Genomic DNA, 25,643 nt, shown 5'->3' on the forward strand with positions numbered 1-25,643 from the left:
GCAACTACGCTCCCTTCAACAACCCGGTGTTGCAACGACCCCTTGAACTCGCCCAATTTCGCAGCAGGAAGCACGTCCGCGCGCTGCACCGTCACGGCATGGTCGGGTCAATGGGCCGGGTCGGCGCCTGCGGCGACAACGCCGCCATGGAGAGCTTCTTCTCCCTGCTCCAGAAGAACGTCCTCGACCGCCGCTCCTGGGCCACCCGCGACGACCTCCGCATCGCGATCGTCACCTGGATCGAACGGACCTACCACCGCCGCCGAAGGCAGGACTCCCTCGGCGGATTGACCCCCGTCGAGTACGAGGCGATCATGACCACACCGGCCACTCAGGCCGCCTGACCCAACCTGTCACCTATCGGTGCATCAGTCCCGCGCGCCACCAGAGCGCCGATCAGTGAGCGACCGGTAATCGTGTCCCGAACCGTTGGGGTGCCCACCTGCTGCGGCAACAGCAAAGGAGCACCATCCGATGATCGACCCACGACCTGCAGGAACGGAACCCGCACCGACCGCGGGGATCGACTGGGCGAGCGCCGAGCACGCCGTCGCGGTGGTCGACGGCAGGGGGGTGCAGCGTCAACGGTTCACCGTCGCCCACACCACGCCTGGCCTTCGTGACCTGGTGCGCCGGGTGCGTCGCGCTGGGGTGCTCGAGGTGGCCATCGAACGCGGCGACGGCCCGGTCGTCGACGCACTCCTCGACGCGGACCTGGTGGTCATCGTCATCGCGCCGAACCAGCTGAAGAACCTGGGTAGCAGGTACGGCTCGGCCGGCAACAAGGACGACGGGTTCGACGCCTACGTCCTGGCCGACACCCTGCGCACCGACCGGGCACGGCTACGGCCGCTGACCCCGGACAGCGACGCCACCCTCACCCTGCGCATGACAGTGCGCGCCCGCCAGGACCTGGTCGCGGCACGGGTCGCGATGGGCAACCAGCTTCGCGCGCACCTGCACACCACCTTTCCCGGCGCGATCGGGCTCTTCCGGGACATCGACTCACCGATCACCCTGCGGTTCCTGACCCGCTTCCCCCTCCCAGGACAAGGCCGACTGGCTCTCCCAGGCCCGGCTGGGCAACTGGCTGCGCTCGGTCGGGTACAACCACCTGGCCAACCTCGAGGACCTGTGGCGCCACCTGCGCGACGCACCGCGCGGCACCACCGGCGCCCAAGCCGCACCCAGGGCGGCGATCACCCTGTCCCTGGTGGCCGCCCTGAGCGAACTACGCCAACAGATCACCGCACTCGAGGACCAGATCGCCGACCAGCTGGCCGCCCACCCCGACGCCGCGATCTTCACCTCCCTGCCTCGCTCGGGAACCGTGCGCGCAGCACGGCTGCTCGCCGAGATCGGTGATGCCCGAGGACGATTCCCCACCCCGGAGTCCCTGGCGTGCCTGGCCGGCGCTGCACCCTCGACCAAACAGTCCGGCAAGGTCAAGGTCGTCACGTTCCGCTGGGCCGTGGACAAACAGCTTCGCGGCGCCGTCATCGACTTTGCCGGCGACTCACACCGCGCCAACCCCTGGGCCGCCGACCTCTACCAACTAGCCCGCGACCGCGGACACGACCACCCCCACGCCGTCCGCATCCTCGCCCGCGCCTGGATCCACATCATCTGGCGCTGCTGGCAAGACCAACAGCCCTACGACCCCACCAAGCACCGCGCCCTACAACGCCTCCAGAACCCAGCTGCTTGACACAGGGCTACTCATGCCAGACAGCGTGGTCGCACGCTATTGCGCAGTCCGCTCTGATCAGGGCGCGCACTCCTGAGGGGCTGCGCGACGGATCAACTCAGCGATCGGGATCTGTGCCGGCAGACGACGATGCGTCGTCGGGTCCCCCGTCCCGCCGTGACCTTCTCAAGCGACCCATGAGGCGGGCATCAAGGCGGACGGCCGCCCATGCGCCGGCCACCCAGGCGAGACAGATGAGCCCCACCACAACCCAAGGCACGCGCGCGTCGGGTGGCGCGAACCAGTTGATGCCTAAAGGTGCAAGCGCAACGCCGACGAGCACGAGCATGGTCGAAAAGTATGGGTGTTCGAATCGCCAACTGCCGTCGCTCCCGAACGGCTGGAGGCGGACGAGGCGCCACCAGAGGCCATGCTCAGGCTTGTGGGGCATAGGACCAAGTATCGAGGAAGAGAGGTGGTCGATCGTCGCCAGCGTCTGTGGGGGGCGGCCGTTCGCACCCATCCGTCCACCGCCGCTCGATAGGGCCGGAAGAACTGGGGTAGCGGTACAGCCTCCCTCGGTCCTGCGGCTGCCTGCGCGCCGCCGTTCGTAACGCGAGCAATGCCCTAGTCGGGTACCGGGCACGCCAGCCGACATCCAGGCGCCGTCGTCGTCCGCTGGTCGTGCTCAAACTCATACTCACACTCGCCGCACATGCCGTTGGCGTCGTTGCCCGTGCCAGGGTGCTCGGTCCACGGGTGACGGCACTCGGGGCAATCTCCTAGCTCCCGCAGACGGCCCCAGCGTTCACGACGTTTGCGCCGCCGTTCGAAGAAGTCGCTCACGGTTTCAGCATGGATGAGCCGACCGGCTTCCGCTACGGCTGTTCGCTGGTCCATGGGCGGAGGCTTGGGACGGCCGTCCGGGTTCCCAACCCGAGTCGGAGCTACTCGGCCGGGGAGGACTTTCTGTACTGGCTCAAGGCGGCGCTCCGCGCCGCGGCGCAGCTCGGCGGCGGGGCCCCGCGACAGGGACCCCCGCGCTGCGGGCGCTTCGCGCCCTCCGCGCACCCCCGTCGCACCCCACCCCCTCGCCGCGCACAACATCGAGCGTGCCGGTTGGCCTCGCAGAGACGTCCTCACCTCCATGGCGCCGACCCGACGCAGAGCATCCGCCCGACTCCGGACCGCATCAAGGGCGGCTGCGCCGTCGCTCCGCGATGACCTACGGCCACCCTTGACCCGGCCACTCCGCCGAGCTCCTGTACTCCGCTACCGGTCGGTGCCACTCCCTGCCGAAACCGTGCCCCCCGATGCCCCCCGGGTTCGGCGTGGACCCGCTCTCGGGCAAGCCCTGCAACGGGGAAGCACCTATCCCGAAAGGCCCACTACGGCGCGAATCGCCTTCGCAATGAGAAGGTCAGGGGTTCGAATCCCCTCAGCTCCACCCACCGGGAACCCCGTCCGACCAGCATGAACGTTGCTGACCGGGCGGGGTTTCGTCGTTGTCGTCGGTGTCCCGCCTCGGTCGAGCAGTCGCCCTGAGCGCAGGACCAGCCACACCCAGCCGTCCGGCCCACGTGGCCAGGACGTTGTCCGTCGCGCCAACCCGGCATAGCATCGCCATATGGCGATGAGAAAGACGATTGGCGATGGATCGGCCGGCACGACTGTCGCGCCGTCCCTCGAGGTCCGGGCGGTCACCGCCGCCGCGTGCCTCTTCCGGGGGTTCGGCGACAGGTCCCGCGTCGCCATCGTGCAGCATCTTCTCGAGGGCGAGCACCGGGTGGTCGACCTGACCGCGCACCTCGGCCTCGCCCAGTCGACGGTCTCCAAGCACCTCGCGTGCCTCCTCGACTGCGGCCTCGTGAGCGTCCGCGCCGAGGGCCGGTCCTCGGTGTACTCCCTGGCCCACCGCGAGGCCACGGTCGACCTGCTCGCCGCGGCCGAGCGGCTCCTGGGACTGACCGGCGACGCCGCCGTCCTGTGCCCGCGCCAGGGCGCCACCGCCCAGGGGGTGACGGCATGAGCACGTCGACGGACCCGGGACCGCTCACCTCGGCCGAGGCGGAGCATCGCAGACGGTTCGGTCGCCGGGCTCGCCTCCTCGCGGGCGCCTCCGTGGCGTACAACGTGATCGAGGCGGTCGTCGCCGTCGGTGCCGGTGTGGCGGCCGGCTCGGTGGCCCTCGTCGGGTTCGGCCTCGACTCCGTCGTCGAGGTCTCGAGCGGTCTCATCATCCTCTGGCAGTTCGCGCACCCGCTGCCCGAGTCGCGCGAGCGGACGGCCCTGCGCGCGATGGCGCTGGCGTTCTACGGCCTGGCCGCGTACGTGGCGGTCGAGTCCGTCCGCACGCTGGTGTCCGGCAGCGCCCCGGACACCTCGGTCGTGGGGATGGTGCTCGCGGGCGTCTCCCTGGCCGTCATGCCCGGGCTGTCCTGGGCGCAGCGCCGCACCGGCCGTGCGCTCGGCTCCGCGAGCGTCGTGGCCGACTCGACCCAGACGCTGCTCTGCACGTACCTGTCCGCCGTGCTCCTGGCCGGGCTCGTCCTCAACGCGACCCTCGGCTGGTGGTGGGCCGACCCGCTGGCCGGTCTCGTCATCGCGGCGGTCGCCGTGCGTGAGGGCCGGGAGGCCTGGCGCGGGGAGGGATGCTGCGCTCCCGCTGCCGGCGCCGAGCCGGCGGAGACGGACTGCTGTACGTCCGGTGAGGACGAGTGCTGCCGATGAGCGGCGGTCACCACCACGGCATCGGCAGCGGCGGCGCGGACACCCGCGACGCGCGGTACCTCGGCGCGGCGCTGACGCTCATCCTCGTGTTCATGGTCGGCGAGGTGGTCGTCGGCGTCATCGCCTCGTCGCTGGCCCTCATCTCCGACGCCGGGCACATGTTGACCGACGCGGCGGCCATCGCCCTGGCCCTGGTCGCGCGGCGGGTGGCGGCCCGTCCGGCGCGCGGCAACCTGACGTTCGGCTGGAAGCGGGTCGAGATCCTGTCCGCGCAGCTCAACGGGCTGACCCTGTGGGGGCTGACGGTGTGGTTCGTCTACGAGGCGGTCCGGCGCTTCGTCGACCCGCCCGAGGTCGAGGGCGGCCTCGTGCTGGGCACGGCGCTCGTCGGCATCGTCGTCAACGTCGGCGCCAGCTGGCTCATCGCCAGGGCCGACCGCAGCTCGCTCAACGTCGAGGGCGCCTTCCAGCACATCCTCAACGACCTGTTCGCCTTCATCGCCACCGCCGCGGCCGGGCTGGTCGTGCTGCTGTCCGGGTGGACCCGGGCCGACGCCCTGGCCGCGCTGGTCGTCGCGGGCCTCATGGCCACGGCCGGCTGGGGACTGCTGCGGGACTCCGGACGGATCTTCCTCGAGGCCGCCCCGCGCGGCACCGACGTCGCCGCCATCGAGCGGGACGTCCGGGGGGTCGACGGGGTCGTCGAGCTCCACGACCTGCACGTCTGGGAGGTCACCTCGGGCTTCCCGGCGCTCTCGGCGCACGTCCTCGTCGAGGAGCACCTCGACTGCCACGAGCAGCGCGAGGCGCTCGCCGTCATGCTCGCCGAGGTCCACGGGATCGACCACACGACCCTCCAGGTCGACCACCCGGCACCGACCACCGTGGCCGTGGACGAGGTTCGACCCCGAGGACGAGACGAGCCCCAGCCGCCCCCGGCCCATCCCTGACCTGACGACGGCAACACCGCGGACCCGAGGCTCGCGCCGAATCGGGTTGCTCGCGCCGCCGCGGAGCCGGTTGGCTGTGCGGCATGAGCGACACGTGGACCGACCGTGCCAGCGACCCTCGGCCGCAGGGCCAGCCGGTCGACGAGCTGCCCGTCCTCCGGCAGTACCTGACCCACTACCGGATGACCCTCGAGATGAAGTGCGAGGGGCTGGACGCCGAGCAGCTGGCCCGGCGCTCGGTGCCCCCGAGCAGCCTGAGTCTCCTCGGCCTCGTCCGGCACCTGGCGGTCGTCGAGCAGTACTGGTTCCGCCACGTGCTCCAGGGCCTGACCGTCGACCCCCTCTACGCCGACCCGGACGACCGTGACTGGGAGCTCACCAGTGCGACGGGCGATCCCGCCATGGTCGAGGAGTCGTTCCGCACCTGGCGGCACGAGGTGGAGGCGGCCGACTCGTGGCTCGACACGCTGTCGCCCGCCGACCTCGGCTCGACCGTGACCCGGCGCGACGGCGAGGTCGCGGTCCGCGACGTCGTCGTGCACATGATCGAGGAGTACGCCCGCCACGTCGGGCACGCCGACCTGCTGCGCGAGTGCATCGACGGACGCACCGGGCAGTGAGTCAGGCCGGGGCGGCGGTGCCGAGCACGTCGAGCGGGGCCGTCGCGGCCGGGTCGACCGTCGGCACGCCGAACAGGTAGCCCTGGCCCAGGGTCACCCCGAGCTCGCGCAGCGTCGCCGCCTGCTCCGGGTGCTCGATGCCCTCGGCGCAGACCGTGGCGCCCATGCTGTGCGCCCAGTCGACGAGGGTGCGGACGGCGCGCTGCCGGAGCGGGTCCTCGAGGTCCAGGACGAGGGACCGGTCGAGCTTGACGACCTCCGGCCGCAGCCGCATCGTGCGCTCCATCGTCGAGTACCCACGACCCCAGTCGTCGATGGCGATGTGCGCTCCGCGGGCCCGGCACTCGGCGATGACGGCAGCGACCTCGTCCCAGTGCTCGGTGTCGGCCTGCTCGGTGATCTCGAGGACGATGCCCCGCAGGTCGTCCGGGAGCACGGCCCGCACGTGCTCGCTGACGAGGGCGCCGACGCTGACGTTGACGGAGAGGTAGCCGGTCTCGGGACGCTGCTGGAGGGCGTACCGGATGGCGGCGGCCTCGAGGGCGTTGCCGTTGCCGGCCCGATGGGCCTGGGCGAACACCCGTTCCGGGTCGCCGTCGGCGAAGCGGCTGAGTGCCTCGTGGCCGACCGCCCGGCCGAGGGCGAGGTCGACCACGGGCTGCAGGGCGATCTGGACGGGCGGCGTCGAGGGCACGTCGTGGGCGGCGTTGGCCACCCGGACGCAGCCGCGACCGGCGTGCTTGGCGTCGTACAGCGCGCGGTCGGCCAGGGCCACGACGTCGGCCGGCTCGGTGCCGGGCAACCACGCGGCCACCCCGCCGGAGAAGCGCTGCCCGCGCGGGGTGAGCGACTGCATGAGCTGGAGCCGCTGCGCGGCCTCCTCGACGCCGGCCCCGGGCATGACGAGCCCGAACTCCTCGCCCCCGTAGCGCGCCAGCAGCTCGCCGGGCAGGAGCAGCGCGGTCCAGGCCGCGACGGCCTCCCGCAGCAGCAGGTCCCCCGCCTGGTGGCCGAAGGTGTCGTTGTAGCGCTTGAAGTGGTCGAGGTCGACGAGGGCGACGGCGAGCGGCTCGCGGGTCTCCTCGGCCTGCTGGACCGCCCGTCCCAGCTCGTGGTCCCAGGTGCGCCGGTTCGGGGCTCCGGTCAGCCCGTCGCTGCGGGCGAGGGCGGCCAGCTGGACGGCCTGCACCTCCACCGTCCGGATGAGCAGCCCCATGCGGGTCAGGACGAGGACGGACATGAGCGTCGAGCCGATCGACACGGTGATCCACGGCACGTTGTGCGTGACGATGCCGTCCGCGAGCAGGGCCAGCCCGGGCAGCGCGAGCCCGCACCCGAGTGCGACGAGCCGGCGCCGGGCGGAGGCCCCGACCTCGCCCGGCACGTCGCCTCCGAGGTGGCGGGCGGTGGGAGAGGAGGCCGCGGCGGCGGTGGCCAGGTAGCCGAGGAGCCACAGCATGTCGAGCCACGCCGGGGTCTCGGCACGCGGGTCGCGCAGCGCCACGAGGTTCCACGTGATGTCGGCGACCATCGTGGCGGTCAGGCCGGTGAGCAGCCAGTGGAAGGCGGCGCTGCGTGCCCCGACGGTGCTCCACAGCCGCACGAGCACCCCGAGGAGCAGGACGTCGGCCACGGGGTACGCGGACGCGACGAGCCGGCCGGCCAGCGACAGGGTGGAGTCGGAGGAGATCGGGGCGACGAGAAAGGTCCACACGAGGATGCCGAAGCCGACCGCGACGATCGCCGCGTCGAGCACGGGTGTCGGGTCCGAGCGGTTCTGCCGCCCGCGGACGAGCCGGAGCAGGCCCGCCGCGATGACCGCGTACGACCCGAGGTAGACGACGTCGCTCGGCGCCGGGTACGCGTCGAGCGCGGCCATCTCCTCGAGGGTGAAGACGAGGTCGCCGAGGACCCAGCCGGCGAAGCCGAGGACGACGAGGACCCAGCCGCGACGCGCGGTTGTGGGGATGCGGGCCGCCCGGAGCAGCCCGATGCCGAGCGCGGCCACGGCGACCGCGTCGGAGTACAACGAGCGAGCGTTCCCCGTCGGCAGGAGCGGGTAGGCGCACCAGAGCACCCCGAACAGCCCGAGGACCACGGGGGCGAGCCGGACACGCGTCATGTCCGGCCCATCGGCGGCCGCCGCGCCGACCTGAGGGTTTCCGGTCGTGGGTCGGCCGGACGGCCGATGCCCGCCTCGCGGTCAGCCGCCGACGGGGACCGGCCCGCAGCCGGCCCGCGCGGGGTGGTGGGCGGTGGAGACGGCACCGTCGCACAGCCGCAGGAAGGCGCCGAGCGCCATCAGCTCCTCCGCGGTGCGCGGAGAGAAGTCGGTGAGCACGCGGGACCGGACGACGAACGCCGAGTGCTGGCCGCGCGAGACGGCGACGTTGAGGCGGTGCCGGTCGAGGAGGAAGCCCATCCCGCGAGAGACGTCGGAGTGCGACGACGCGGCCATGGAGAGGATCGCCACGGCCGCCTCCTGGCCCTGGAACCGGTCGACCGTGCCGACGGCGACGTCGGTGAGGCCGGCGTCGTCGAGGCGCCTGCGCAGGAGCGTGACCTGGGCGTTGTAGGGCGTGATGACGATGACGTCGCGCTGGCCCAGCGGGCGCGAGCCGTCCGCCGTGGCGCCGCCGGCACGGTCCGCGCCACGGGGGCCCGGGTCCGTCCACCGCCGGCCGAGCAGGTCGTGGACGAGGTCGAGCACGACCTCGGCCTCCTCGGGGGAGTGGGTCGAGTTGTCCCGGTGCTCCACGAGCCGGACGTGCAGGCCCGGCTCGACGCCCTCGAGGACGCGGCGCCCGGTGACGGCGGCGTTCGAGGTGAGCCGACCGTCGTAGGCGAGGTCGGACACCCGGGCGGTGAGCGCGGGATGCATCCGCCACGTCGTCGCGAGGAAGTAGCCGAGCTCGGCGGGCAGGACGGCGGCCCCGCCGGCGAGCCAGACCAGGGCGGCCGTGTCGACGGGTTCGGCGTGCGTCCCGGTCGTGACCCCGGGCAGCTGCTGCGGGTCCCCGAGGAGGAGGAGCCGCTGGGCCGCCACCGAGACCGCGAGGGCCTTGGCGAGCGAGAGCTGCCCGGCCTCGTCGATGACGAGCAGGTCGAGCTGGCCCCGCTCGACGCGCTTGGTGTTCGTGAGGTCCCAGGCGGTGCCGCCGACGACGTACCCCCGTCCGGCCGCGCGGTGTCCGGCGGCGAAGGCGGCCAGGTCGTCAGCGCGCTCCAGGGTGGTCCACGGGACGTCGGGGGACCGCGCGCCGGCCTTGCCGACCTGGTCGGCGGGCACCCCGGCCGCCGCGACGAGGGTGGTGAGGACGTTCTCGACCGCCGCGTGGCTCTGGGCGGTCACCCCGACGGCCCAGCCGTCCGCGACGAGCCGGGCGATGACGTGGGACCCGACGTAGGTCTTGCCGGTACCGGGCGGTCCCTGGACGGCCAGGGTGGAGTGGTCCATGGCCCGCAGGGCCGCCGTGATGGCGCCGACGTAGCCCGCGGGCCCGTCGGCCGGCGGCAGCGGAGCCCCGCCGTGCAGCCGCGGCGGCCGGCGCAGGAGCAGGTCGGTGCCCGCCGACCGCGGGAGCCGTCCGCTCGCGCGCACCTGCTCGGCGACCTCGGCCAGCGCGTCGTCGATGCTCGCGGTGCCGACGTGGTCGTTGGGTACGAGCGCCACCGGGCCGACCTCGTGCGGGGACGGCCCGGGCTGGGTCTCCTCGACCTCGAGCACCTGGCGCACCCACCCGGACGGGCTCAGCGAGTCCTCGGCGCTGCACACCGTGATGCCCGACCCGCTGGCGCCGTGCGCGTCGTGGACCCCGGCCCCGACGCCCTCGGGGGTCGGGACCGCGTAGACGGCCGACACCTTGGCGCCGGGTTGCAGGGCGAGGTTGCGCGTCGGCTCGCCGTGCAGCCGCAGCCGCCGACGGGCCTTGCGGGCCCGCGGCGGCAGGTACCAGTCCTCGACCACCTCGACCTCGTCGACGACGAACACGCCCTCGGCGGAGCGCCACTCGCTGATCGGGAGCCGCAGCCGCTCGAAGTGCTCCTGCCACTTCGGCTTGTCCTCGCGGGCGTGGAAGAGCACCGCCGAGCCGACGAGCGCGACACCCTGCTGCTCGGCGGTCCGGTCGGCGGCCACGACGCCGTCGACGTGCGCCCGGACGGCGGCCTCGAGGTCGAGGGCGGCCCGGCGGCGCTCGCTGACCTGCGCCTCGGTCACCTCGTCGGGGGGTGGCGTCGGTGCGTCCCCCCACACCTCGCGCCGGCGCTCGAGCAGCCAGTCGCGCAGCAGCAGCGTGGACTCGCAGTCCTTCTCGTTGTAGTCGGCGATGTCCTGCAGCCGCCGCGCCGCCTCGTCGGTGCGGCCGTCGACGAGCGCCTGCTCGAACTCGTGGTAGGCCACGATGCTCTCGGCGCCCCCCTGGACGTCCTCCTCGCGCGCCTCCATGTAGAGCGGCTCGAGCTTCTTGATGGAGTACGACCGTTGCGACACCCGCACCGCGGCCCGGACGACGGCGTAGAGGTCGACGAAGACGCCGTCGCGCAGCAGCTGGTCGACGTCGTCCTCGCAGACACCGTGCCGGGCGGCGAGCCGCAGCAGCGCGGAGGTCTCGTAGGGCGCGTAGTGGTAGACGTGCAGGCCCGGCCACCGGCGGCGCCGCTGGGTCACGTGCCCGACGAAGTCGATGAGCGCCTGCTTCTCGCCGGCGCGGTCGTGCGCCCAGAGTGCGGTGAACTCGGGTGCGCCGGAGTCGACCTCGACCATCCCGAACAGGTACTCGAGGCCCCAGTCGCCCGAGCCGCGCTCGTGCCAGAGCGGGTCGCCCTCGAAGTCGAAGAAGATGTCCCCCGGGTCGGGAGGCGGCATCCGCCGCAGGGCCTCGGTGTCGACCAGCTCGTAGGAGACGCCCCCGGCGGGGTCGGCGTCCTGGCGCACCTGGAGGCGCGCCTGGGCGACGAGGCGCTCGAGCTGGGCCGGGCGCACGTCGGGGACGGGCTCGGTGCGCTCGGCGAGGTCGTCGATGGTGCGGACCCCGGCCTCGAGCAGGCGGGCCCGGGTGGGTCCGCGCATCCCGGCGACGAGGAGGAGATCACGCGACGCCTCGACCTCGGGGGTGCACGCGGCACATCGCCCGCAGGCGAGCCACCGTGGGTCGCCCCACACGGCGCGTCCCCCGCCCGCGAGGTGGTCCGCCAGCAGCTGCTCGAGCCGTGCGCGCCGGACGCGGTAGACGGACAGGACGTCACCGAGCGGCACGTCGCGGACCTCGCCGTCGCCGAGCACGAGCCGGGCGACCGGCGCGACCGGCACACCGGCGTCGTCGAGCAGCGCCGCGTAGGCCGCCACCTGCAGCAGCGCCGGGACGTTCTCGTGCCGGGCGAGCTTGGTGTCGCTGACCACCCACCCGGCCTCGCTCCGCTCGAGGAAGTCGGCGCGCCCGACGAAGGCGCCGTCGAAGAGGGTCGCCTGCGACAGCACCGCGGCGTCCGAGGCCAGGGCCTCCAGCGTGGAGTCCATCGCGGCGGCCAGGCCGTCGCGGGTGTACACCGGGGACGGCAGCTGCCGCACCCGCCCGGGGTGGAGCTGCCCCAGCCGGCGCAGCTCGGCGTTCTCGTGCTGGTCGCCGAGCTGGGCGACGCGGCGGAGCATCGGGTCGTCGGGGTCCTCGACCGGCGCGCGCAGCCCTCGCACGACGTCGAGGCCTGCGACGAGGGCGAACTCGCAGGCCGAGGCCGTGCGCAGGTCGCTGGCGCTGGTGACCAGCCGCCCGTCGTCGAGGAGGAACATGTCTCGAACGTACGCCGCCGCACCGACACCCCCACCGACCGCCCGCCACCGTGTCGCGCACCTCACCGGGTCGTGCCCTTGGTCGGGGGCGCCCCCGGTGGGACGCTGGAGGCATCCGGTGGGGGTGACCCGCCCACGGCCCGAGCCACCTCCGTCACGGAGGGAGCTGCCATGAGGTCGGACCTGCACTCGACGCCCCCGAGAACGCCGCTGTCACCCGGGGCTCCGGTCGCGCGCGTCACGCGTTCCTCCCGGCGGGACGCGGGCGCACTGGCGCCCGTCCTCGTCCTGCTCGGCCTCGCGGTGGCGGCGGCGGCCCTCCTCGGACCCCTCGGCCTCGGGGTCATCGAGTACCACGTCTCGGGCGGCGCGACGGCGCAGGTGCGCGGCGGCGACCTCGTCGGTCTCGTCCTCGTCGCACCGACGTGTGTCGTGGCGGCCTGGCTGGTACGCCGCGGTCACCCCGGCGCGCCGGCTCTCGCGGTGGCGCCGGCCGCCTACGCGCTCTACACCGCGGCCGAGCTGGCGGTCGCGGGCGACGTCCGGCGCTATCCCGGCACGAGCGAGCGGTGGTTCCCCCTCCTGCTCGTCGTCCTCGTCCTCGGTGGTGCGGCCTTGGTGCTCGCCGGTTCCCGGCTCGCCGCCACCGCGCCCACGACCATGCCGCTGCGACGCACCACGGGGTGGTACATGCTCGTGGTCGCCGCGTTCCTCGCCCTCGGCCTGCACCTGCCGGGGCTGCTCGACGCGTGGCGCGCGACCCCCCGCAGCGCCGAGTACCTCGCCGACCCCTCGCCGTTCTGGACCGTCAAGGTCCTGGACCTCGGCGTCGTCGTCCCCGTCCTCCTCGTCGTCGGCGTCGGCCTGCTGCGAGACCGCCCGTGGGCACGCGTGGCGCGCGCCCCCGTCGTCGCCTGGTGCGCCCTCCTCGGTTCTGCCGTCGCGGGCATGGCGGTCGTCATGCTCGGGACGGGCGCGGCAGGCGCCTCGGTGGGGTTGACCGTCGGCTTCGTCGGCGCCGCGGCCCTCGCGCTGGCGCTCGCGGCGGCGGTGTTCCGGCCGCTGCTCGGGCAGCGGACGGAGGAGGCCGTGGGGTGACCCGCCGACCCGGCGACACCGCGCTCGACCTGTACTGGATCCCGCTCGGGGCCGGCCGGCACGTCGTCCGCCTGGGTGGCCGGTGGTGGGAGGCCGCGCACGCCCTCGCCGCGCAGCGCCCGGCACGCGACCTCTACCACGCGGTGCTCGTCGTGACCGTCGACGACCTCGCGACCAGCGTCGAGATGGCCCCCGTGTGGCAGCGCGACCCCGTCGACGCGGATCGCGCCGCCGCCGTCGTCGGACCCGTCGCGCTGCGGGCCCTCGGTCGGTGGCGGTTGTTCCGCTACGAGGTGCGGTGCTGGCCCGGCTACACGGTCCCGGACCTGGCCGCGGCCGTCGGCGGCCGCCACGGCCTCAGCGACGACCCCGCACGATGCCGCGCGGTGCTGCACCAGGCGGGCCACGTCCCCGCCCTCACCTGGGGTCGCGACGAGCTCGGGCTCGGGGAGATGTGGAACTCCAACTCCGTCGTCGCGTGGCTCCTGGCCCGTGCCGGGGTCGACTCCGACGACGTGCGACCACCGACGGGCGGCGCCGCCCCCGGGTGGGACGCGGGGCGCGGCGCGGCTCAGATCCAGCTGGGGAACCACATCCGCCAGTGCCAGTGCTCGTAGGGGATGGTGTCCGCGACGTAGATCGGGTGGAAGAACGCGAAGAGCGCGAGGGTGAGCAGGAGGTAGCCACCGACCACGAGGACCCGCACCCGCCAGCGGTCCGGGTCGGGTGCGCGCCGGCCGACCCACAACCCGATCGCGAAGGTCACGGCCAGGACCACCCACGGCTCGAAGGCGATCGCGTAGAAGGTGAAGATCGTGCGGTCCTGGAAGGCGAACCACGGCAGGTAGCCGCCGATGACGCCGGCCGCGATCGCCCCGGCTCGCCAGTCGCGGCGCACGAGCCACCACCAGAGGACGACGAGCAGCGCGACGATGCCGAGCCACCACACCGAGATCGTCCCGATCGGGTTGATGGCCTGCGAGCACTGCGCCACCCCGCAGCCGTCGACCCCCTGCGTCACGCCCTCGTAGTAGAAGGACGTCGGGCGGGTCTGGACGAGCCACGACCACGGGTTCGACTGGTACGGGTGCGGGTCGTGGAGGGTGGTGTTGAAGTGCAGCGCGTCCTGGTGGTACTTCACCCAGTTCCGCAGGACCGACGGCAGCCACTGGATGCCCTGTCCCGGGTTGTAACGGTCCCAGTGGCGGTGGTAGCCGACGTCGCTGAGGAACCAGCCGGTCCACGACAGCGTGTAGACGACCGCGGCCGTCACGACCATCTGGAGCGCGGCGAACGGTCCGTCGGCGAGCAGTCCGCCGCGGGCCCAGTGCCGCACCCCGGCGGCCCGGCGGGCCCCGAGGTCCCACCAGACGGTCATCAGCCCGAAGGCCGCGAGGAAGAACAGCCCGGAGATCTTCGTGCCCGTGCACAGGCCGAGCGAGGCGCCGGCCACCCAGCGCCACGGCCGCCAGCCGAGCCACGGACCCACGCCGTTCGGCCACTCTCCCCGCGGGATCGCGCCGACCTTCGCGGCGAGGACCTCGCGGCTGCGGTCGCGGTCGACGAGCAGGGCGCCGAACGCGGCCAGCGCGAAGAACATGACGATGATGTCGAGGATGCCGGTGCGCGACATCACGAAGTGCGAGCCCTCGAACGCGAGGAGGAACGCGGCGACGCAGCCGAGGGCGGTCGAACCGAACAGGCGGCGGGCGATCCGGCCGACCATGAGGATCGACAGCGTCCCGAGGAGGGCGACGGAGAACCGCCAGCCCCACCCGGAGTCAGCGCCGAACAGCCACTCCCCGAACCCGATGACCCACTTGCCGACCGGCGGGTGGACGACGAAGTCGCCGTCGGTCGTGCTGAACACGTCGGGGTTGCCGCCGACGAAGGCCTCGTCCGGCTTCTTGAGCGAGGAGAGGACCCGCATCTCGACGCCGTACCGGAACATCGAGTAGCCCTGCTTGACGTAGTACGTCTCGTCGAAGACCAGGGCGTGCGGCCGGTCGAGGTTCCAGAACCGCAGGACGCCGCCGACGAGCGCGATGAGTCCGGGGCCGAGCCAGCCCCACAAGGCGTCGGTGGGCCGGAACCCGAGCAGGCGGTGGCGCAGCTCGTCGGTCCGGGTCACCGGCACATCGTAGGTGGGCTTCCTGCGCCGTCCGCGGAGCGTGCGAGGATCACGGGATGAGCGCCGGAGTCCTCGTCCTCGCGGCCACCCCGATCGGCGACCCGCGCGACGCGCCGGTCCGGCTGCGCGACGAGCTCGCCACCGCCGACGTCGTCGCCGCCGAGGACACCCGCCGGCTGCGTCGCCTCTGTGCCGCGCTCGACGTCACGCCGGCCGGTCGGGTCGTCTCCTTCCACGAGCACAACGAGTCGGGGCGCGCGGCCGACCTCGTCCCCGAGCTCGTGGGCGGCGCGCGGGTCCTCGTCGTCACCGACGCCGGGATGCCCTCGGTCTCCGACCCGGGGTACCGGCTCGTCGTCGCCGCGGTCACGGCCGGGGTGCGCGTCACGGCGGTGCCGGGGCCGTCGGCGGTCCTCACCGCGCTCGCGGTCTCCGGGCTGCCGGTCGACCGGTTCTGCTTCGAGGGGTTCCCGCCGCGCAAGGAGGGCGAGCGCGAGCGGGCCCTCGCGGCGCTGGCCGGCGAGCAGCGCACGATGGTCTTCTTCGAGGCACCGCACCGGCTCGCCCGCTCGCTCGCGGCGATGGCGGGGGCCTTCGGCCCGGACCGCCCGGCCGCCGTGTGCCGCGAGCTGACCAAGACCTACGAGGAGGTCCGCCGCGGCGGCCTCGCCGAGCTCGCGGAGTGGGCCGAGGAGCACGCCCGCGGCGAGGTGACGGTCGTCGTCGCCGGGGCGAGCGGACCGGTGGCGAGCGTCGAGGAGGCCGTGGCCGAGGTGCTCTCCCGCGCCGGCGCCGGCGAGCGGCTCAAGGACGCCTGCGCCGAGGTGGCCGCCGCGACCGGGCTCTCCAAGAAGGTTCTCTACGACACCGCCGTCGCCGCCCGGCGCGCCTGAGCGCACCGCCGACCACGGTCTACCTCGGGGTAACCGGGGGAATGTCACACCCGGCCGGCCTCGACACCCCTCGATCCGTTCCGAGGCGGAGGCTAGGGTGCAGGTTCGTGGCCACCATGACTTCCTCGCGCTCAGCGACGACGGCCCGGCGCTCCACGATCGGCCTCAAGATCCTCATGGCGGGGACCGGCATCGTGTTCGTCGCGTACGTCCTCCTCCACATGTACGGCAACCTCAAGGCGCTCGCGGGGGAGGAGGCGTTCAACACCTACGCCGAGCACCTGCGCACCATCGGGGAGCCGATGCTCCCGTACGGCGGGCTGCTCTGGGTGATCCGCGTCGTCCTGCTGCTCAGCCTCGTCGGGCACGCCTACGCCGCGTTCTCCCTGTGGAGCCGGGCCGGGAACGCCCGCCGGACCAAGTACGCCGCCGTGAAGACCGCGATGCGCACCGCGTGGATGCGCTGGGGCGGGGTCTTCCTCCTCCTGTTCGTCGTGTGGCACCTGCTGCAGTTCACGATCCTCAAGTTCTCGGTCAACCCCGACCGGCAGGGGGTGAACGTGCAGCAGAACCCCTACGAGCTCGTCGTCGCGAGCTTCCAGGTGCCGTGGAACACGCTGATCTACGTCCTGGCGATGCTCGCCCTCGCGCTGCACCTCTCGCACGGCACGTTCAGCGCGCAGCAGACCCTCGGCTGGACGATGACGTCGCACGCCTACCGCCGCGCCAAGATGGTCGGCCACGCCGTCGCCGCCGTCATCGTCGTCGGGTTCCTCATCCCGCCGCTGTCCATCCTCTTCGGCCTGATCAAGTGAGGCACTGACCCGATGACAGACACCACGACCGCACCCGTGAACGCCGGCATCGCCCACGGCCTCTACACCGAGGGCGAGCCGATCGCAGACACCAAGGCCCCGGCCGGCCCGATCGCCGGCAAGTGGACCCAGCGCCAGTTCGACGCCGCCCTCGTCAACCCGGCCAACCGCCGCAAGCTCGACGTCATCATCGTCGGCACCGGGCTGGCCGGCGGCTCGGCCGCGGCCACCCTCGGCGAGGCCGGCTACAACGTCAAGGTCTTCTGCTTCCAGGACTCTCCCCGGCGCGCGCACTCGATCGCGGCCCAGGGTGGCATCAACGCGGCGAAGAACTACAAGGAGGACGGCGACTCCGTCTACCGCCTCTTCTACGACACGGTCAAGGGCGGTGACTACCGCTCGCGCGAGACCAACGTCTACCGGCTCGCCGAGGTGAGCGCGAACATCATCGACCAGTGCGTCGCGCAGGGCGTGCCGTTCGCCCGTGAGTACGGCGGCCTCCTCGACAACCGCTCGTTCGGTGGCGTCCAGGTCTCCCGCACCTTCTACGCCCGCGGCCAGACCGGCCAGCAGCTGCTCATCGGCGCCTACCAGGCCCTCGAGCGCCAGGTCGCCGCCGGCACCGTCGAGCAGTTCACCCGGCACGAGATGCTCGAGGTCGTCGTCGTCGACGGCCGGGCCCGCGGCATCATCGTCCGCGACCTGGTGACCGGCGAGATCGAGACCCACCTCGCCGACGCGGTCGTCCTCGGCTCCGGCGGCTACGGCAACGTGTTCTTCCTCTCCACCAACGCGATGGGCAGCAACGTCACCGCCACCTGGCGGGCGCACCGCAAGGGCGCCTACATGGCCAACCCCTGCTACACGCAGATCCACCCGACGTGCATCCCGGTCTCGGGTGAGCACCAGTCGAAGCTGACCCTCATGTCCGAGTCGCTGCGCAACGACGGCCGGATCTGGGTGCCGAAGAACCGCGAGGACTGCGACAAGGACCCGCGCCAGATCCCCGAGGAGGACCGCGACTACTACCTCGAGCGCATCTACCCCTCCTTCGGCAACCTCGTCCCGCGCGACATCGCCTCGCGCCAGGCGAAGAACGTCTGCGACGAGGGCCGCGGCGTCGGCCCGATGGTCGGCGACTTCCGGCGCGGGGTCTACCTCGACTTCGCCGACGCCATCTCCCGGATGGGCAAGGCGGCCGTCGAGGCCAAGTACGGCAACCTCTTCGACATGTACGCCCGGATCACCGGGGAGAACCCGTACGAGGTGCCGATGCGCATCTACCCGGCGGTGCACTACGTGATGGGCGGCCTCTGGGTCGACTACGACCTCCAGTCGAGCATCCCCGGCCTGTTCGTCATCGGCGAGGCGAACTTCTCCGACCACGGCGCGAACCGGCTCGGGGCATCCGCCCTCATGCAGGGCCTCGCCGACGGCTACTTCGTCCTGCCGAACACGATCCGCGACTACCTGGCCAAGGGCCCGTTCGACAAGCTGTCGGCCGACCACCCCGACGTCGTCGCGGCCCGCGAGTCGGTCGAGTCGCGCACGGCGCGCCTGCTCGAGGTCAACGGCGAGCGCAGCGTCGACTCCTTCCACCGCGAGCTCGGCAACATCATGTGGGAGTACTGCGGGATGGAGCGCAGCGAGGAGGGCCTGCTCAAGGCCATCGACCTCATCCGCGGTCTGCGCGAGGAGTTCTGGCGCAACGTCCGTGTGCTCGGCGCCGCCGACACCCTCAACCAGAGCCTCGAGAAGGCCGGCCGCGTCGCCGACTTCCTCGAGCTCGGCGAGCTGATGTGCATCGACGCCCTGCACCGGCGCGAGTCGTGCGGCGGGCACTTCCGGGCCGAGAGCCAGACCGAGGACGGCGAGGCGCTGCGCCACGACGACGAGTTCCTCTACGTCGCGGCGTGGGAGTTCGGCGGCGGTGAGGCCCTCGGCGAGATGCGCCAGCCGGTCCTCCACAAGGAGGACCTCGTCTACGAGGCGATCGAGCTGAAGCAGCGGAGCTACAAGTGACAGAACGGGATTCCGCCACCACGACGACACGAAGGTCCCTCCGATGAACCTGACCCTCAAGATCTGGCGCCAGGCCGGCCCGCGCCACCGGGGCGAGCTGAAGACCTACAAGGTCAAGGACATCAGCCCCGACATGTCCTTCCTCGAGATGCTCGACGTCCTCAACGAGCAGCTGAACGCCCGGGGGGAGGAGCCGATCGCGTTCGACTCCGACTGCCGCGAGGGCATCTGCGGCATGTGCGGCCTCATGATCTCCGGGGAGGCGCACGGCCCGGAGAAGACGACGACCTGCCAGCTGCACATGCGCAGCTTCTCCGACGGCGAGGTCATCACGATCGAGCCGTGGCGGGCCAACGCCTTCCCGGTCATCAAGGACCTCGTCGTCGACCGCGGCGCCTTCGACCGCATCATCCAGGCCGGCGGCTACGTGTCGGTCAACACCGGTGCGGCCCCGGACGCCCACGCGACGCCGGTGCCGAAGCCGAACGCGGACCGCGCCTTCATGGCCGCCGAGTGCATCGGCTGCGGGGCGTGCGTGGCCGCGTGCCCGAACGCGTCGGCGATGCTGTTCATGGGCGCCAAGGTCACCCACCTCTCCGAGCTGCCGCAGGGCCAGCCTGAGCGGGCGGCCCGGGTGGTCTCGATGGTCGAGCAGCACGACGAGGAGGGCTTCGGCGGCTGCACGAACGTCGGCGCGTGCTCGCAGGCCTGCCCCAAGGGCATCCCGCAGGACGTCATCTCGACGCTCAACAAGGACCTGCGCGCCGCCCTCCGCGGCTGAGCCCCCCTCCGGCTTTCCCGCCGGATGCCGCAAACCCCGCCGACGCACCGGAACGCTTCCGGTGCGACGGCGGGGTTTCTCGCCGGGGGCGGGAAAGCGGCGGCAGGGTCAGAGCCAGGAGACGTGCGGCTTGAGCAGCGAGTAGCCGACGAAGGCGACGACGTCGAGGATCGTGTGCGCGACGACGAGCGGCATGACCCGTCTGGTCCGCGTGTAGAGCCAGCCGAAGAGCAGGCCCATGACGACGTTGCCGACGAAGCCACCGAACCCCTGGTAGAGGTGGTAGGTGCCGCGGATGAGCGCCGAGGTGGCGACGACCCGCCAGGTCCCCCAGCCGGCCTCTCCCCAGCGGCGGAAGAGGTAGCTGACCATGACCGTCTCCTCGAGGACCGCGTTCTGGGCGGCGGCGAGCACGAGCAGGGGGATGGTGAACCACGCGGCACCGACGAGGTTGGCGGCGGCGACGGTCGCGTTGACCCCGAGCGCCTTCGCGACGAGGTAGAGCCCGAGGCCGGGGATGCCGACGACGGCCGCGAGGGCGGCGCCGCGCCAGAGGTCCTGCCCGGGCCGGCGCAGGTCGAAGCCCATCGTGTGCGGCTCGTCCGGGTCGTCGCGGCGCAGCAGGTGGATGGCGAGCAGCACCGGGACGAGCGCGAGCCCGATGCCGACGAGCTGGTAGGTGACGTCGAGCCACGGCCGGTCGGGGGTGACCGAGGTGTTCATCGCGGCGGTCTGCTGCGAGAGCTTCTCCGGACGGGTCAGCCGGTCGACGATGCGCAGCAGGGCGTAGATCGCCGACGACCCGAGCGAGACCCCGAGGACGAGCCAGGTCTCGGTGAGGTGCCGGCGCCGCATGGGGCCAGCGTAGGTGGCCCACCCCGGACGCCCGCCGGGAGCCGGCTGGGGGCCGGCTGGACGTGCGGCGAGCGCCGGCCGGACGGGCCGGCGCTCGCCGCACGGTCAGTGCGCGGGGGTCAGGCCGTAGTACGCCGGGATGCTGAGGTGCCGGCGGATGCGGTCCTCACGGCTGCGGGTGAGGGCCGGCACGACGACGGCCAGTCCGACGAGGACGGCGACGACGCCCACGCCGACGAGCGCGTGCAGGAGGGTGAGGGTGGTGACGGCGGCGGAGGTGCCCATGGTGGTCGTCCTTTCTACTTCTGTAGAGGATTCTACCGATGTAGAACGCGGCCGGTCAACCCGGTGTTCCCGCCGCCGACGACGACGCGCGGGTGGGGGCGGCACAATGGCGGTGATGTCCACCGCAGCCCGCCCCGACGCCGACGCCCGGCCGACCCCCACCCCCACCCGGGGCGCCACGACGATCCCCACGGGCCGGCGCGCCGAGCTGCTCGCCGCCGCGGTCGAGGTCGTCGCCGACGGCGGGTTGCGTGGCCTGACCCACCGAGCCGTCGACCGCCGCGCCGGGCTGCCGGAGGGCACGTGCTCGGCCTACCTGCGCACCCGGGTCGCCCTCCTCGTCGCCCTCGCCGAGTACGTGGGGCGGGCCCTCGAGACGCGGGTCGCGGCCCTGGGGGAGGAGCTCGCCGACTGCGCCGGCGACCCGGATGCCGTGAGCGCGGCGGTCACCGAGCTCACCGTCGGCTGGGTGCGCGAGCCGTCCCTCGTCCGGGCGCAGGCCGAGCTCTCGTTGGAGGCAGCGCGCCAGCCCGACCTCGTCGAGGTGTTCGAGCGGTGGCGGCGGGGTCTGCTCGGCACGGTCGAGCGGATGGGTGCCCTGGCCGGCCGGCCGAGTCCTGCCGAGGACGCCGTCGTGGTCGTCGCCGCGGTCGAGGGCCTGCTCGTCACCGCGGTCCGGATGCCCGCAGCGCAGCGCGAGCCGTTCCTCCGCGGCGCCGTCCCTCTGCTCGTCCACGCCCTGCACGACGGCCGATGACCCGCGTCCGACGGGCGGCCCCCGTCGCGGCGCTCGTCGCGGCGGTCACGCTCGGGACGTCGGGCTGCGACGCCCTCCGCATCCCGCAGCCCTCCCCGAGCCCCACGGCGCCGACGTCGTCGGCCGCGCTGCCGACGACCGGCGAGGTGCTGGTCGCGGTGCGGACCTCGGCGCTGTCCGCCGACTCGGGGCGTGCCGTCGGCACCGTCGGCGCGGGATCGGCGGCACCGCGCCTCGAGGTCGAGGGCACCTCCTCCGGTGACGACCAGCGCCTCGTCCGCACCGTCGCCGGCCGCGGCACCTCCGTCCTGCTCTCCGTCGGCGACGGGCACTGGCTCGCGGGGGACCTCGCCTTCTGGCGCACCGTCGTCCCGGCCGCGACCGCCCCCTCGCGGGTCGGCCGCTGGGTCCCGACGACCGACGCCCAGGTGGCCGAGGTCGCGCCCGAGACCCTGCGCGGCCTCGTGACCGCGCTGCTCGACGCCCCGGCCGTCGCCCGTCTCGAGGGGTCCACCACCCCGGTGGTCGTCACCGAGCTCGGTGGCCGGGCGGCCTGGGTGGTCGGCACCGCGACGACCGGCGGCCGGCTGTGGGTCGCGGCCGACGGCAGTGGCGAGCTGCTGCGGGCGACGATCACCGGCACCGGGGCCGTCGACCTCGTCTTCGACCGCTGGGGACGGGCGACCTCGTGGGACGCCCCGGCAGCGACCGAGCGCCCGGTCGTCCCGTCGCCGTCCGTCGTGCCCGCGCCGCCGACGGCAGTGGGGTAGGCGCTGGACCCGCCGCGGGGTCAGGGGCCGGCGTACGACGGGGGCTGTCTCGAGCGTCGCCAGGCACGCACGCGCAGCCACATCCACACGAGGAGCCAGGCGAGGAGGCCGAGCGCGACGACGACGAAGACCGGCGCGAGGATCGCAATGATGCTCAGGCCGATGGACGCGCCGTCCTCGACCGTCGACACGACCGGGGCGCCGAACCCGACGGTGGCGCCGTTGACCACCGGGCGGGCCGCCATCTTCCCGGTGTGCACGAGCCCGGCGATGACCACGCCGAGCACCGCGCCGACCCACGGGTGCTCGGCCATCCACGTCGAGCGGTCGAGCTCGGAGGCGGCGTTGGTCGCCGCGAAGATCAGCCCGCCGACGCTCGGCCGGATGAAGGTCTGGATCGTGTCGTTGACCGTGTCGACGGCCGGGATCTTGTCGAGGACCACCTCGGCGAGCAGGAGGACCGCCCCGATGCCGATGGCCCAGCCGCTCGAGATCCACTCGTAGCCGCTGGGGAGGGCGATGAGGTCGGTGAACCGCGCGACGAGCGCGACGACGAGGAAGGGGATGTAGGCGTTGAGGCCCGCGGCAGCGGACAGGCCCATCCCGGTGAGGGCTGCCAGCACGGCGTCCTCCTTCGTGCAGCGACTCGACCGTGGGAACGACGCTGCTCCGACGTCAGGTTAGTCCCCGCCGGTTCCCCCGCGGGGGTCGTGTGCTCGGACGGTCGCCCCGACGACCACCCGAGCACACGACCCGGTGAAACCCGGTGGCCGCGCCGGCCGGGGGCGCGCGAGGATCGGGCGCGTGAGCACCGACCCCGCCGCGCTCCTGCGGATCTACGACGACCAGCTGCGCACCGACGCCGAGACCCCCGGCGCGCGCTCGGTGACCCGGCTCGGCCCGCTCCGGCTCGCCACGTTCCCGGGCGGGCGCGGGTTCATCAGCTACCGCGACCTCGAGGGCGCGGACGCCGAGTGCGTCCGGGGGTGGGTCGGCGAGGCGCTCGAGCACTTCCGGGCCGACCCGGAGGTCGACGAGGTCGAGTGGAAGACGCGCGGCCACGACGTCGCCCCCGGGCTGCACGAGGCGCTCGTCGACCACGGCTTCGTCCCCGGCGAGGTGGAGTCGGTGATGATGGGCCCCGCCGCCGGCCTCGCGGTCGAGGTCCCCCTGCCCGAGGGGGTGACGCTGCGCCGGGTCACCGGTGAGGCCGACGTCCGGGCCACGAGCGCGGCCGCCGACGAGGCCTTCGGTGACCCGGTCTCGACCCGGCGCGCCGACGACCTGCTCTTCCGGCTGGCCCACGACCCCGACGTCGAGATCTGGGTCGCCGAGGCGGACGGGCTGATCGTCAGCTCGGGTCGGCTCGAGCCGGTGCCGGGCACCGAGGTCGCCGGGGTCTGGGGCGGTGCGACCCTGCCGGCGTACCGCGGACGCGGCATCTACCGCGCGCTGACCGCCGAGCGGGCCCGCTCGGCCCTGCGGCTGGGGAAGACTGTGCTGCACAGCGACTCCACCGAGTACTCGCGCCCCATCCTCGAGCGCTCCGGGATGGTGAGGGTGACGACGACGACGCCCTACGATTGGCACCGCTGAGCCGTCCACGCCCGGGTGGCCCCCGGAACGCGGTTGCGGCCGGCACCTAGGATTCGGGACATGAAGGTCCTCTCCGCCGTCGCCTGGCCGTACGCCAACGGTCCGCGCCACCTCGGCCACGTCGCCGGGTTCGGCGTGCCGTCCGACGTCTTCAGCCGGTACATGCGGATGGCGGGGCACGACGTGCTCATGGTCAGCGGGTCGGACGAGCACGGCACGCCCATCCTCGTGCTCGCCGACCAGGCGGGGGTCACGCCGCGCGAGTTCGTCGACGCCAACCACGCGGTCATCGCCGGCGAGCTCGCCGACCTCGGCTGCACCTACGACCTCTACACGCGGACGACGACGGCCAACCACTACGCGGTCGCCCAGGAGCTGTTCCGCCAGAACTGGCTCAACGGCTACATGGTCGAGCGCACCCAGCAGGGCGCCATCTCGCCGTCGACCGGCCGCACGCTGCCCGACCGGTTCATCGAGGGTGAGTGCCCGATCTGCCACTACCCCGACGCCCGCGGGGACCAGTGCGACAACTGCGGCAACCAGCTCGAGCCCGAGGACCTCATCAACCCACGCAGCAAGATCAACGGCGAGACACCGGAGTTCGTCGAGACACAGCACTTCTTCCTCGACCTGCCGGCGCTCGCCGACGCCCTGCGCGAGTGGCTTGACGGGCGTGACGCCTCGGGGACCTGGCGGCCGAACGTCATCAAGTTCAGCCAGAACATCCTCGACGAGATCAAGCCCCGGGCGATGACCCGCGACATCGACTGGGGCATCCCGGTGCCCCTCGACGGCTGGCGCGACAACCACGCCAAGCGCCTCTACGTGTGGTTCGACGCCGTCATCGGCTACCTGTCGGCCTCGATCGAGTGGGCCCGCCGGCTCGGCGAGCCGGAGCGCTGGCGCGAGTGGTGGAACGACCCCGAGGCCCTGTCCTACTACTTCATGGGCAAGGACAACATCACCTTCCACAGCCAGATCTGGCCGGCCGAGCTGCTGGGGTACGCCGGGAAGGGTTCTCGCGGAGGCGAGCCCGGCGTCTACGGCGAGCTCAACCTGCCGACCGAGGTGGTCTCGAGCGAGTTCCTCACGATGGAGGGCAAGCAGTTCTCCACCTCGCGCGGCTACGTCGTGCGGGTCCGTGACGTCCTCGACCGCTACGGCCCGGACGGCATCAGATACTTCATCTGCGCGGCCGGCCCCGAGAACCAGGACGCCAACTTCACCTGGCGCGAGTTCGTCCAGCGCAACAACTCCGAGCTCGTCGCCGGCTGGGGCAACCTCGTCTCGCGCACCGCGGCGATGGTGGCGAAGAACTTCGGCGAGATCCCGCGGCCGGGTGCGCTCGAACCCGTCGACGAGGAGATCCGCTCGACCGTGCTGGCCGGGTTCGGTTCCGTCGGTGGGTTGCTCGAGCGGCACCGGCAGAAGGCGGCCATCGCCGAGGCGATGCGGGTGGTGGGTGAGGTCAACGCGTACGTCTCCCGCACCGAGCCGTTCAAGCTCAAGGGCGAGGACCAGCGCGAGCGGCTCGCCACGGTCCTGCACACGCTCGTCCAGTGCGTCAGCGACCTCAACACGATGCTGTCGCCGTTCCTCCCGCACGCCGCGAACCGGGTGCACACCGCGCTCGGCGGCGACGGCGAGCTCGTCCCGATGCCGCGGCTCGAGACGGTGACCGGCCTGGACCCCGAGGACGAGGGGCGAACCTGGCCGGTCATCACCGGCGAGTACTCGGGCTTCCCGCGCTGGGCGTCGCGGCCCGTGGTCGTCGGGACGCCGGTGAGCAAGCCGGCGCCGGTCTTCACCAAGCTCGACGAGTCGGTCGTCGACGACGAGCTCGCCCGCGCCGGGGCCTGAGCCGG

22 protein-coding genes and 1 pseudogene are annotated in these 25,643 nt (G+C 73.0%); 17 read left to right on the top strand and 6 right to left on the bottom strand.

Annotation, left to right across the window (positions count from 1 at the left end; genetic code table 11):
* From PKA89_RS00005 to PKA89_RS00035, 7 genes and pseudogenes are all read left to right on the top strand, one after another.
* Positions 1-344, top strand: a 344-nt coding sequence (locus PKA89_RS00005) for an integrase core domain-containing protein (RefSeq protein WP_324415303.1), incomplete at its 5' end; no start/stop codon positions are given.
* Positions 345-474: 130 nt separating this feature from the next.
* Positions 475-915 (top strand): annotated as a pseudogene (locus tag PKA89_RS00010) (transposase); the annotation flags it as partial.
* A gap of 298 nt (positions 916-1,213) precedes the next feature.
* Positions 1,214-1,708 (top strand): IS110 family transposase, encoded by a 495-nt coding sequence (locus tag PKA89_RS00015; RefSeq protein ID WP_324415305.1) that lies wholly within the window; start codon positions 1,214-1,216, stop codon positions 1,706-1,708.
* A gap of 1,606 nt (positions 1,709-3,314) precedes the next feature.
* Entirely contained in the window at positions 3,315-3,716 is a 402-nt protein-coding gene (locus tag PKA89_RS00020) for a metalloregulator ArsR/SmtB family transcription factor (RefSeq protein WP_324415307.1), read from the top strand.
* Positions 3,713-4,417, top strand: a complete 705-nt coding sequence (locus tag PKA89_RS00025) for a cation transporter (protein WP_324415309.1) — start codon at positions 3,713-3,715, stop codon at positions 4,415-4,417. Before PKA89_RS00020 ends, PKA89_RS00025 begins: the two co-directional genes overlap by 4 nt.
* The gene (locus PKA89_RS00030) at positions 4,414-5,367 is read left to right on the top strand and encodes a cation diffusion facilitator family transporter (RefSeq protein ID WP_324415311.1); all 954 of its coding nucleotides are present in this window, start codon (positions 4,414-4,416) and stop codon (positions 5,365-5,367) included. Before PKA89_RS00025 ends, PKA89_RS00030 begins: the two co-directional genes overlap by 4 nt.
* Before the next feature lie 83 nt (positions 5,368-5,450).
* Positions 5,451-5,987 (top strand): DinB family protein, encoded by a 537-nt coding sequence (locus PKA89_RS00035; RefSeq protein WP_324415313.1) that lies wholly within the window; start codon positions 5,451-5,453, stop codon positions 5,985-5,987.
* Between the two features lies 1 nt (position 5,988).
* Here PKA89_RS00035 and PKA89_RS00040 read toward each other — a convergent pair whose 3' ends face one another.
* Positions 5,989-8,109 (bottom strand): bifunctional diguanylate cyclase/phosphodiesterase, encoded by a 2,121-nt coding sequence (locus tag PKA89_RS00040; RefSeq protein ID WP_324415315.1) that lies wholly within the window; start codon positions 8,107-8,109, stop codon positions 5,989-5,991.
* 81 nt (positions 8,110-8,190) lie between these two features.
* A complete protein-coding gene (locus PKA89_RS00045; protein WP_324415317.1) occupies positions 8,191-11,775 on the bottom strand; it encodes a TM0106 family RecB-like putative nuclease in 3,585 nt (1,194 codons plus the stop codon).
* 171 nt (positions 11,776-11,946) lie between these two features.
* Here PKA89_RS00045 and PKA89_RS00050 point away from each other — a divergent pair, with 171 nt between their 5' ends.
* Together PKA89_RS00050 and PKA89_RS00055 are read left to right on the top strand one after the other, a co-directional pair.
* Complete coding sequence (locus tag PKA89_RS00050) at positions 11,947-12,873, top strand: hypothetical protein (RefSeq protein ID WP_324415319.1); 927 nt, start codon at positions 11,947-11,949, stop codon at positions 12,871-12,873.
* Positions 12,870-13,490: a hypothetical protein gene (locus PKA89_RS00055; RefSeq protein ID WP_324415321.1), complete on the top strand. Its 621-nt coding sequence runs from the start codon at positions 12,870-12,872 to the stop codon at positions 13,488-13,490. Before PKA89_RS00050 ends, PKA89_RS00055 begins: the two co-directional genes overlap by 4 nt.
* Here the strand turns inward: PKA89_RS00055 and PKA89_RS00060 are convergent.
* Positions 13,445-15,004, bottom strand: coding sequence for a phospholipid carrier-dependent glycosyltransferase (locus PKA89_RS00060; RefSeq protein ID WP_324415323.1), 1,560 nt, complete (start codon positions 15,002-15,004; stop codon positions 13,445-13,447). The two genes, PKA89_RS00055 and PKA89_RS00060, sit on opposite strands and share 46 nt — an antisense overlap.
* Positions 15,005-15,060: 56 nt before the next feature.
* Between PKA89_RS00060 and rsmI the strand changes: the two genes are divergently transcribed.
* The 4 genes from rsmI to PKA89_RS00080 all read left to right on the top strand — a co-directional run bounded on the left by rsmI (position 15,061) and on the right by PKA89_RS00080 (position 19,515).
* Positions 15,061-15,897 carry a 16S rRNA (cytidine(1402)-2'-O)-methyltransferase gene (gene rsmI / locus PKA89_RS00065; RefSeq protein WP_324415327.1) on the top strand — a complete coding sequence of 279 codons (837 nt, stop codon included), beginning with the start codon at positions 15,061-15,063 and terminating at the stop codon, positions 15,895-15,897.
* A gap of 116 nt (positions 15,898-16,013) precedes the next feature.
* Positions 16,014-16,712, top strand: coding sequence for a succinate dehydrogenase cytochrome b subunit (locus PKA89_RS00070; protein WP_324415931.1), 699 nt, complete (start codon positions 16,014-16,016; stop codon positions 16,710-16,712).
* Between the two features lie 12 nt (positions 16,713-16,724).
* Positions 16,725-18,734, top strand: coding sequence for a fumarate reductase/succinate dehydrogenase flavoprotein subunit (locus PKA89_RS00075; protein ID WP_324415329.1), 2,010 nt, complete (start codon positions 16,725-16,727; stop codon positions 18,732-18,734).
* A gap of 43 nt (positions 18,735-18,777) precedes the next feature.
* The gene (locus PKA89_RS00080) at positions 18,778-19,515 is read left to right on the top strand and encodes a succinate dehydrogenase/fumarate reductase iron-sulfur subunit (protein WP_324415331.1); all 738 of its coding nucleotides are present in this window, start codon (positions 18,778-18,780) and stop codon (positions 19,513-19,515) included.
* Positions 19,516-19,623: 108 nt separating this feature from the next.
* Here PKA89_RS00080 and PKA89_RS00085 read toward each other — a convergent pair whose 3' ends face one another.
* Together PKA89_RS00085 and PKA89_RS00090 are read right to left on the bottom strand one after the other, a co-directional pair.
* A complete protein-coding gene (locus PKA89_RS00085; protein WP_324415333.1) occupies positions 19,624-20,370 on the bottom strand; it encodes a CPBP family intramembrane glutamic endopeptidase in 747 nt (248 codons plus the stop codon).
* Positions 20,371-20,475: 105 nt separating this feature from the next.
* Complete coding sequence (locus PKA89_RS00090; protein WP_324415335.1) at positions 20,476-20,655, bottom strand: hypothetical protein; 180 nt, start codon at positions 20,653-20,655, stop codon at positions 20,476-20,478.
* Positions 20,656-20,770: 115 nt separating this feature from the next.
* Between PKA89_RS00090 and PKA89_RS00095 the strand changes: the two genes are divergently transcribed.
* Together PKA89_RS00095 and PKA89_RS00100 are read left to right on the top strand one after the other, a co-directional pair.
* Positions 20,771-21,412 carry a hypothetical protein gene (locus tag PKA89_RS00095; protein ID WP_324415337.1) on the top strand — a complete coding sequence of 214 codons (642 nt, stop codon included), beginning with the start codon at positions 20,771-20,773 and terminating at the stop codon, positions 21,410-21,412.
* Positions 21,409-22,182 (top strand): hypothetical protein, encoded by a 774-nt coding sequence (locus tag PKA89_RS00100; RefSeq protein ID WP_324415339.1) that lies wholly within the window; start codon positions 21,409-21,411, stop codon positions 22,180-22,182. Before PKA89_RS00095 ends, PKA89_RS00100 begins: the two co-directional genes overlap by 4 nt.
* A gap of 20 nt (positions 22,183-22,202) precedes the next feature.
* Here the strand turns inward: PKA89_RS00100 and PKA89_RS00105 are convergent, their stop codons facing one another.
* Entirely contained in the window at positions 22,203-22,805 is a 603-nt protein-coding gene (locus PKA89_RS00105; protein WP_324415341.1) for a DUF4126 domain-containing protein, read from the bottom strand.
* Positions 22,806-22,986: 181 nt separating this feature from the next.
* Here PKA89_RS00105 and PKA89_RS00110 point away from each other — a divergent pair, with 181 nt between their 5' ends.
* Both PKA89_RS00110 and metG read left to right on the top strand, forming a co-directional pair.
* Entirely contained in the window at positions 22,987-23,778 is a 792-nt protein-coding gene (locus tag PKA89_RS00110; protein ID WP_324415343.1) for a GNAT family N-acetyltransferase, read from the top strand.
* 60 nt (positions 23,779-23,838) lie between these two features.
* Positions 23,839-25,638 carry a methionine--tRNA ligase gene (gene metG, locus PKA89_RS00115; RefSeq protein ID WP_324415345.1) on the top strand — a complete coding sequence of 600 codons (1,800 nt, stop codon included), beginning with the start codon at positions 23,839-23,841 and terminating at the stop codon, positions 25,636-25,638.
* The last annotated feature ends 5 nt before the right edge of the window (positions 25,639-25,643 follow it).

The organism is Phycicoccus sp., assembly GCF_035325325.1.
In the GTDB taxonomy this organism is placed as follows: Bacteria; Actinomycetota; Actinomycetes; order Actinomycetales; family Dermatophilaceae; genus Phycicoccus.